General features: G+C 62.6%; 11 protein-coding genes. 6 read left to right on the forward strand and 5 right to left on the reverse strand.

From position 1 onward, the window contains the following. From rluB to CFII68_RS17410, 5 genes are all read right to left on the reverse strand, one after another. Positions 1 to 998: 23S rRNA pseudouridine(2605) synthase RluB (gene rluB / locus CFII68_RS17430; protein ID WP_018605004.1), on the reverse strand; the 998-nt coding region annotated here is incomplete at its 3' end. Positions 999 to 1332: 334 nt separating this feature from the next. Continuing rightward, positions 1333 to 2286, reverse strand: a complete 954-nt coding sequence (gene scpB / locus CFII68_RS17425; RefSeq protein ID WP_018605007.1) for an SMC-Scp complex subunit ScpB — start codon at positions 2284 to 2286, stop codon at positions 1333 to 1335. Between the two features lie 11 nt (positions 2287 to 2297). Then, the gene (locus CFII68_RS17420; RefSeq protein WP_177325041.1) at positions 2298 to 2996 is read right to left on the reverse strand and encodes a ScpA family protein; all 699 of its coding nucleotides are present in this window, start codon (positions 2994 to 2996) and stop codon (positions 2298 to 2300) included. A 132-nt stretch (positions 2997 to 3128) separates the two neighbouring features. Continuing rightward, positions 3129 to 3758, reverse strand: coding sequence for an L-threonylcarbamoyladenylate synthase (locus CFII68_RS17415; protein ID WP_014339843.1), 630 nt, complete (start codon positions 3756 to 3758; stop codon positions 3129 to 3131). Between the two features lie 13 nt (positions 3759 to 3771). After that, positions 3772 to 4635, reverse strand: a complete 864-nt coding sequence (locus CFII68_RS17410; protein WP_018605009.1) for a PHP domain-containing protein — start codon at positions 4633 to 4635, stop codon at positions 3772 to 3774. An 87-nt stretch (positions 4636 to 4722) separates the two neighbouring features. On the opposite strand from CFII68_RS17410, the gene CFII68_RS0125935 reads away from it, so the two are divergent. The 6 genes from CFII68_RS0125935 to CFII68_RS17385 all read left to right on the forward strand — a co-directional run. Beyond that, positions 4723 to 5319 carry a septation protein A gene (locus CFII68_RS0125935; protein ID WP_003204874.1) on the forward strand — a complete coding sequence of 199 codons (597 nt, stop codon included), beginning with the start codon at positions 4723 to 4725 and terminating at the stop codon, positions 5317 to 5319. A 1-nt stretch (position 5320) separates the two neighbouring features. Next, the gene (locus CFII68_RS17405) at positions 5321 to 5620 is read left to right on the forward strand and encodes a YciI family protein (protein ID WP_018605011.1); all 300 of its coding nucleotides are present in this window, start codon (positions 5321 to 5323) and stop codon (positions 5618 to 5620) included. A gap of 107 nt (positions 5621 to 5727) precedes the next feature. Next, on the forward strand, positions 5728 to 6138 hold the full coding sequence (locus CFII68_RS17400) for a hypothetical protein (protein WP_018605012.1): 411 nt from the start codon (positions 5728 to 5730) through the stop codon (positions 6136 to 6138). A 7-nt stretch (positions 6139 to 6145) separates the two neighbouring features. Further along, positions 6146 to 6823, forward strand: coding sequence for a response regulator transcription factor (locus CFII68_RS17395; protein ID WP_018605013.1), 678 nt, complete (start codon positions 6146 to 6148; stop codon positions 6821 to 6823). A 273-nt stretch (positions 6824 to 7096) separates the two neighbouring features. Beyond that, complete coding sequence (locus CFII68_RS17390; protein WP_014339849.1) at positions 7097 to 7534, forward strand: Spy/CpxP family protein refolding chaperone; 438 nt, start codon at positions 7097 to 7099, stop codon at positions 7532 to 7534. 65 nt (positions 7535 to 7599) lie between these two features. After that, a partial coding sequence (locus CFII68_RS17385; protein WP_018605019.1) for a HAMP domain-containing sensor histidine kinase occupies positions 7600 to 8813 on the forward strand: 1214 nt, incomplete at its 3' end.

Raw genomic sequence — 8813 nt, forward strand, 5'->3', positions numbered from 1 at the left:
GGACCCCGCTCGCCGTCCTGACGGGGTGCAGGCTTGCGGGCCGGGCGTTCGCCTTCGATCTGCGGCTCGCGCGAAGGACGCGGGCCAGTCGGCGCACCTTCAGCAGCCGGACGCAGCGTACGCACGCGCTCGGTCTTGCCCATCGGGCGCGAGGATTTACGCTGCATCCGCTCCAGCTTGTCCTTGCTCTTGGCGGTCATCTGCGGCATTGCCACCGGCTTGAGGCCCACTTCGGCCGCCAGGATGTCGACTTCGTACTGGCTCATTTCGCGCCAGCGGCCCATCGGCAGGTCGGAGTTGAGGAACACCGGGCCGAAACGCACGCGCTTCAGGCGGCTGACCACCAGCCCCTGGGATTCCCACAAACGCCGCACTTCACGGTTACGGCCTTCCATCACCACGCAGTGGTACCAGTGGTTGAAGCCTTCACCGCCAGGCGCCTGCTTGATGTCGGTGAAACGCGCCGGGCCGTCTTCCAGCACAACGCCGGCCTTGAGACGCTCGATCATCTCGTCGTCGACTTCGCCACGCACACGCACGGCGTATTCGCGGTCCATCTCGTAGGACGGGTGCATCAAGCGGTTGGCCAGTTCACCGTCGGTGGTAAACATCAGCAAACCGGTGGTGTTGATGTCCAGGCGACCGATGTTGATCCAGCGGCCTTCTTTGGGACGCGGCATCTTGTCGAACACCGTCGGACGGCCTTCCGGGTCGTCACGGGTGCAGATCTCGCCGTCGGGTTTGTTGTACATGATCACGCGGCGCACCGTTTCGGCGGCCTCTTCGCGCTTGATCACCTTGCCATCGATGGTGATGGCGTCGTGCATGTCGACACGCAGGCCCAAGGTGGCATCTTTGCCGTTGACCTTGATCCGGCCCTGGGTGATCCAGGCTTCCACGTCACGGCGCGAACCGACGCCGATACGGGCGAGGACTTTTTGCAGCTTCTCGCCTGCGGGGCCGATTTCCTGGCTGTCGTTCTGGTCTAGGTCTTTCATTCTGGGCACCTCCCGGTGTGGTCGGGTCAGGCTTGGCCTGACGCTTTGAAAACGGGTCTTCGACGAAGGGATCGCCAAAGGGTCGCGAATCATACGCTCGTTGAGGCGATTGCGCATCAGAGACTAGCTGATCAACCAGCGCCCGGCGCTTTTTCCGCCGACCGGTGGCTCCCGGTTGGCGCTCATGATGCATTGCATCATCCATGTGGGAGCGGGCTTGCTCGCGAAGAGGGCGTGTCAGGTTAATCAGTGCTAGCTGACCCACCGCCTTCGCGAGCAAGCCCGCTCCCACAGGAGTTGTGGTGAATCAGCAATATCGGCGACAAAAATCGGATCAATCGTCGAACTGGCGCCGTTCGTTTTCAATCGCTTCAGCCAAGGCCCGGGCTTCGGCTTCTTCGTCGCTCAGTTCCGGCTCGGGTTCGCGTGGTTCAAGGGCGGCGACGGCGGCCAGCAGTTTTTCCCGGGCTTGGGCAACGCCGAGGATGTCCTCTTCAGGTTCGGGCTCAGGCTCAGGTTCCGACTCGCTGTCAGGCTCCGGCAACTCATCCGACTCCCCCTCAGGCCCCGGCCCCTCACGCAGCAGGTCATCAAAATCGGTCTTCAAGCCCTCCTCCATGGTGTCCAGCTCCAGCAACAACGAGTGGAAACTGGTCTCTTCCTTCGGTTCCTCAGGCTCGGCACTGGCATCGGCCAATTCCTGCAGACCCTGGGGCACCGGGGCGTCGTCGAACTCCAGCATCGGTTCGGGTTCCAGCTCCCGCAGTTCGGCCAGCGGCGGCAGGTCATCCAGGTTCTTCAGGTTGAAGTGATCGAGAAAGGCCTTGGTGGTGGCGAACATCGCCGGTTTGCCCGGCACATCGCGATAGCCGACGACGCGGATCCACTCGCGCTCCAACAGCGTCTTGACGATATGGCTGTTGACCGCCACGCCGCGCACATCTTCGATCTCGCCGCGGGTGATCGGTTGGCGATAGGCAATCAATGCCATGGTTTCGAGCATGGCGCGGGAGTAGCGCTGCGGCCGCTCCTCCCACAGGCGCCCGACCCATGGCGCAAACTTCTCGCGGATCTGCAGGCGATAACCGGACGCCACTTCCTTGAGTTCGAAGGCCCGCCCCTCGCAGGACTTGCCCAACAGCGTCAGGGCTTTCTTGAATACGGCCGGCTCAGGCCGCTCGCCTTCTTCGAAAAGTTCGAACAAGCGCTCCATTGATTGCGGCTTTCCCGAGGCCAACAGGAAAGCTTCAAGCAAGGGGGCCAGCTCGCGGGGTTCAGTCAGATTCATTGATTTGCTCGTTATTCGGCTCGTGCCCGCACGTGGATCGCTGCGAACGGCTCATTCTGCACCAGCTCGACCAAGGATTCCTTGACCAATTCCAGGACCGCCATAAACGTCACCACCACCCCTAAGCGTCCTTCCTCGGCGGTGAACAGCTCGACGAACGGCACAAAGCTGCCGCCCTTGAGCCGCTCCAGCACATCGCTCATGCGCTCGCGGGTGGACAACGCTTCGCGGCTGACCTGGTGACTTTCAAACATATCGCCCCGGCGCAGGACCTCGGCCATGGACATCAGCAACTCTTCCAGGCTCACATCCGGCAGCAACTTGCGCGCCCGTGCCTCGGGGGCATCGAGCTTGGGCACCACCACGTCGCGCCCGACCCGGTTCAAACCATCGAGGCCTTCGGCTGCGGCCTTGAAGCGTTCGTACTCCTGCAAGCGGCGGATCAGCTCGGCCCGCGGATCGTCTTCTTCCTGTTCGACCTCCGCCGAGCGCGGCAGCAACATCCGCGATTTGATCTCGGCGAGCATGGCCGCCATCACCAGGTACTCGGCCGCCAGTTCCAGGCGCACCGACTGCATCAACTCGACGTAGCCCATGTACTGGCGGGTGATTTCCGCCACGGGGATGTCGAGGATGTTGATGTTCTGTTTGCGGATCAGGTACAGCAGCAGGTCAAGCGGGCCCTCGAAGGCTTCGAGGAACACTTCCAGCGCATCGGGCGGAATGTACAGGTCCAGGGGCATTTCCATGACCGCCTGGCCATAGACCATGGCGAACGGCAACTCCTGCTGTGCGCCGGCCTGGCTGTCTGCACTGTCCACGGCGGTTTCCACGGCGGACATTCAGGCCTCGACCATGAACGGCGTCGGATCGCCACAACCGACGCGCACCACCTGGGGCTCGCCATCGGCCAGATTGATCACCGTAGACGCCGACATGCCGCCGAAACCGCCGTCGATGATCAGGTCCACCTGATGCTCGAGGATCTGGCGCATTTCATAGGGATCGGTCAGCGGATCGGTCTCGCCGGGCATGATCAGCGTCACGCTCATCAGCGGCTCACCCAGTTCCGCCAACAGCGCCAGGGCAATGGGATGGCTCGGCACCCGCAGGCCGATGGTGCGTTTTTTCGGGTGCAGCAACAGCCGCGGGACTTCCCGCGTGGCATTGAGAATAAAGGTGTACGGCCCCGGTAAATGCGCCTTGAGCAGGCGGAAGGTGCCGGTGTCGATCTTGGCGAACAGGCCCAACTGCGACAGGTCGCTGCAGATGAGCGCGAAGTTGTGCTTGTCGTCCAGTTGACGCAGGCGTCTGACACGCTCCACGGCATTCTTGTCGCCGATCTGGCAACCGATGGCGTAGGACGAGTCGGTGGGATAGACCACCACGCCACCGCCACGAATGATCTCCACGGCCTGTTTGATCAGGCGCGCTTGCGGGTTTTCCGGATGAATCTGGAAAAATTGACTCACGTGTTCTACCTGTTCAGACGGCGGCGGTAACGGGATCATGTTTGAATCTACACCAGAGTGGTGGCAGATCTTCCGGCAACGGGCGGTATTCGCCAATCTCGGACCAGCCCCCAGGGCCATGGAAATCACTGCCGGCGGTGACCAGCAGGCCGAACTCACGGGCCAGGATCGCCAGGCTGCCAACCTGCTCGGCAGGCTGATGGCCGTTGACCACCTCAATGGCATGGCCCCCCGCTTGAATATAGTCGGCGACCAGACGGCGGCGCTTGCTGCGAGTGAAGTCATAGTGCCATGGATGTGCCAGGCTGACCCAGGCGCCAGCAGCCCGCAGGGTGCCGACGGTTTCTTCCAGCGTTGGCCAGTGCTGCTTGACGTCCCCCAGCTTGCCGGCCCCCAGCCATTTGCGGAACGCTTCGGCGCGGTCCTTGACGAACCCTTCGCGCACCATCCAGTCGGCAAAGTGTGGCCGAGCCGGTGCGTTGCCACTGTCGCCCAGTGCCTGCTGGATCTGCCGCGCGCCGTCCAGCGCACCGGGCATGCCCTTGAGGGCCAGCTTGCGGCTGATCTCTTCGGAACGCAGCCAGCGCCCGTCGCGCAGTTGTGCAATGGCCTGGACCAACGCCGGCGCATTCACATCAAAGCCGTAGCCCAGCACATGGATGGTCGCCCCGCCCCAGGTACAGGACAGCTCGACCCCATTGACCAGCTGCATGCCCAGCGCCGTGGCGGCACTGCGGGCCTCGTCGAGGCCTTCGAGGGTGTCGTGATCGGTCAGGGCCAGGACTCGCACGCCGTGCTCGAACGCCCGCGCCACCAGAACCGCAGGCGCCAGGGCGCCATCGGAGGCCGTGCTATGGCAGTGCAAATCAACATTCACGAGAGTTTGTTACCTCAAATCAGCTGGCCCTATCGCGGCCAAGGATGTTTGTTATTATGCCGCCACATCCTGCTTCTGGCTGCCACTGTGAAACAATTCATCGACTTCATCCCGCTCCTGCTGTTTTTCATCGTCTACAAACTTGATCCCCGGGCCGTCGACTTCGCCGGTCATTCCTTGACTGTAGGCGGTATTTACAGCGCCACGGCAGTGCTGATCATCAGCTCCCTGGTGGTCTACGGCGCACTGTTCGTGTCCCAGCGCAAGCTGGAGAAGAGCCAGTGGCTGACCCTGATCGCCTGCCTCGTGTTCGGCAGCCTGACCCTGGCCTTCCACAGCGAAACCTTCCTCAAATGGAAGGCCCCGGTGGTCAACTGGCTGTTCGCCCTCGCTTTCATCGGCAGCCACTTCATCGGTGACCGCCTGCTGATCAAGCGCATCATGGGCCATGCCATCAACCTGCCGGAACTGATCTGGACCCGGTTGAACATCGCCTGGATCGCGTTCTTCCTGTTCTGCGGTGCCGCCAACCTGTTCGTTGCGTTCACGTTCCAGGAGTACTGGGTCGACTTCAAGGTCTTCGGTAGCCTGGGCATGACGCTGTTGTTCCTGATTGGCCAGGGTATCTACCTGTCCCGTCATCTGCATGATGCCGACCCCACCACGCCAAAAACCGAGGACTGACATGCTCTACGCAATCATTGCTACCGACGTCGCCAACTCCCTGGAAAAACGCCAGGCCGCTCGTCCCGCGCACCTGGAGCGCCTGCAAAAACTCCAGGACGAAGGCCGCGTAGTGCTGGCCGGCCCGCATCCGGCGGTGGACAGCAATGACCCGGGCGCCGCGGGTTTCAGTGGCAGCCTGATGGTGGTCGAGTTCGACTCCCTGGCCGCTGCGCAGCAGTGGGCCGAGGCCGACCCGTTCGTTGTGGCCGGCGTCTATGCCAATGTCGTGGTCAAGCCATTCAAGCAAGTCATGCCGTAAATCCCCCTGGCGCGATGAGCCTTCAGGGCTCATTGCCCCCAGTTGCTCATCTTTCTCATTTGCCTGCCGACAACCTGTCTAATCTCGATTGGAATTCAGGAGTTGCAATGCGCAAAGGTCCGTTGTGCCTGTTATTGGTCACGTTGACGATCGGGGCACCCGCCCATGGCCAGGAGAGCACCGAGGGCAGTCATTCGGCGCCCTTGTCCCTGAGCGCCGGTGGCCAGATCGCCGAACTGCAGCAACGCTTGAAAGACAGCGAACGCCAGCGTGAAGAACTGAGCAAGCAATTGCAAAGCGCTGACAGTGCACGCGAGAGCGCATTGCTGGCCAGGCTGCGCCAGGAAAACCAGCGACTGAAGCTGCAACTCAAGGAAGCCCAGGCAAGCCCGCTGCCACGCCTGTTGACCGATCAACAGCAATGGTTTGTCATTGGTGCCGGGGTAGCGCTATTGGCCCTGCTGTGCGGTATCTTTGCCAGCGGTGGACGTAGACAACGTCGGCAATGGCTAAATTGAGTGAGTCATGAGCGAGCTGTTACTGATAGACGATGACCAGGAGCTGTGTGAGCTCCTCGTAAGCTGGTTGAGCCAGGAAGGTTTTCAGGTCCGGGCCTGTCACGATGGCCAAAGTGCCCGCAAGGCCCTGGCCGAAACCTCCCCGGCAGCCGTGGTACTGGACGTGATGCTGCCCGACGGCAGTGGCCTGGAACTGCTCAAGCAATTGCGCAACGATCACCCGGAGCTGCCGGTGCTGATGCTGTCGGCCCGGGGAGAACCGCTGGACCGTATCCTCGGCCTGGAACTGGGCGCCGATGACTACCTGGCCAAGCCCTGCGACCCCCGCGAACTGACCGCCCGCCTGCGCGCCGTGCTACGCCGCAGCCACCCGACGGCGGTGTCCAGCCAGATCGAGCTGGGTGACCTGACTTTCAGCCCGGTGCGTGGCGTGGTCAGCATCGATGAACAGGAACAGACCCTCACCGTTTCCGAAAGCCGCCTGCTCGAAGCGTTGCTCAAGCAGCCGGGCGAGCCGCTGGACAAGCAGGTACTGGCGCAGATCGCCCTGGGCCGCAAGCTGACCCTGTACGACCGCAGCCTCGATATGCACGTGAGCAACCTGCGCAAGAAAATCGGCCCCCACCCCGACGGCCGCCCGCGCATCGTGGCGCTGCGTAGCCGGGGCTATTACTACAGCCTCTAAGCACGACACTGATCCCTTGTGGCGCCGCCCTGCTGGGCTGTGGGAGCAAAGCTTGCTCGCGATGCAGGCGCCTCGGTTCCCTCAGAGACCGCGTTATCTTCATCGCGGGCAAGCCTTGCTTCCACAGGGTTTAGTGTTCGGCCCTGCAGATTTGTCAGGTCCGCACCAAACCGTCTTTACCCAAGCTTTACCCTCCCCTGACCGCCGCTGACCTTGATCTCCGTAATCTGCACTCATCCGGAACTGACCGGGAATGAGACAAGGAGACACACCATGCGCAAGACCCTTATCGCTCTGATGTTCGCCGCCGCCCTGCCGACCGTCGCCATGGCCATGCCCGAAGGCGCCGGCCCGATGGGACCAATGGACGGCCCACGCCACGGCGGCCAGATGCACGACAAAGGCCCGTACAGCCAACTGGACCTGAGCCGCGAACAGCGCCAGCAGATTCGCCGGATCATGGGCGAACAGCGCCACGAACAACGCGAGCTGGTAGACAAGTACCTGGCCAAGCTGTCGCCAGCCGACCAGAAAGCCATGCAGGACGAAATGCAAGCCCGGCATCAGAAGATCGATGCCCAGATCCGCGGGCTGCTGAAGCCTGAACAGCAGAAAGAGTTCGACGCGATCCAGAAGAAACAGGCCGAGCGTCGCGCCGAGTGGGCTGAGTTCAAGGCCTGGAAAGCGCAACAGCCGCAAAAAGCGCAATAATGCACTGAAGCCCCCAGCCCAACGGCAAGTCGCCGTTGGGCTTTCTTTGTTTTCGAGGATTTACCGTGCGTTCATTGTTCTGGCGCATCCTGGCCAGTTTCTGGCTGGCCATCACCCTGGTTGCAGGCCTGTCGATCCTGATGGGCCACATGCTCAACCAGGACGCCTGGATCCTCAGCCGCCACCCGGGCCTCAATACCCTGGCCGAAGAGTGGACGCAAACCTATGAAAGCCAGGGCGAAGAGGCCGCCCAGGACATCCTGCAACAACGCAAGCGCCAATATCGCATCGACGTCCAGGTGCTCAACGAGAGCGGCGACCCGGTGGTACGCGGCACCTTCCCACCTCGCGCCGCCGCCTTCGAGGCACGACAAAAGCGCCTGCCCTGGCGGCGGCTGACCGACGAGTTCACCAGCGCCAAAACCGGCGACACTTACCTGTTCATCTACCGTATTCCCCATCCTGAACTGGACGCCTGGCACCGCGAGAGCCTGCTCTTGCCCCTCAGTGCGCTAGGGATCGCGTTGGTGGTGCTGACCCTGTTCAGCTTGTTGGTGACCTTCTCCATCACCCGGCCACTGAGTCGCCTGCGCGGCGCCGTGCATGACTTGGGGCAAGCCACCTACCAACAGAACAGCCTTGCCAAACTGGCCAACCGGCGGGACGAATTCGGTGTACTGGCCACTGACTTCAACCGCATGGGCGCGCGCCTGCAAAGCTTGATCGCCAGCCAGCGACAACTGCTGCGCGACGTGTCCCACGAACTGCGCTCGCCCCTGGCCCGGCTGCGCATTGCCCTGGCATTGGCTGAACGGGCCAGTCCTGAGGAGCGTGAGAAGCTCTGGCCGCGCCTGACCCGCGAATGCGATCGCCTGGAAGCACTGATCAGCGAAATCCTGGTGTTGGCCCGGGTCGATGCCGACAACGCCAGCGCCGAAGAGGTGGAACTCAACGGCTTGCTGGTCACCCTGCAAAAAGATGCGCAACTGGCCTCACCGGAACAAACCGTGCAGCTCGAAACCGAGGCGGACCTGACCCTCAAGGGCTGGCCAACCATGATCGAGCGAGCGGTGGACAACCTGCTGCGCAACGCCCAGCGCTTCAATCCGGCCGGGCAATCGATCGAAATGCGCGCGGCGCGCCAGGGCGAACGGATCATGATCAGCGTGCGCGACCACGGGCCAGGCGTGGAGGCCGAACACCTGGGGCAATTGGCCGAGCCGTTCTACCGCGCCCCCGGCCAGACCGCCGCCGGTCACGGACTGGGCCTGGCCATCGC

It is taken from the genome of Pseudomonas sp. CFII68, assembly GCF_000416195.1.
GTDB classification, from domain to species: domain Bacteria; phylum Pseudomonadota; class Gammaproteobacteria; order Pseudomonadales; family Pseudomonadaceae; genus Aquipseudomonas; species Aquipseudomonas kilonensis.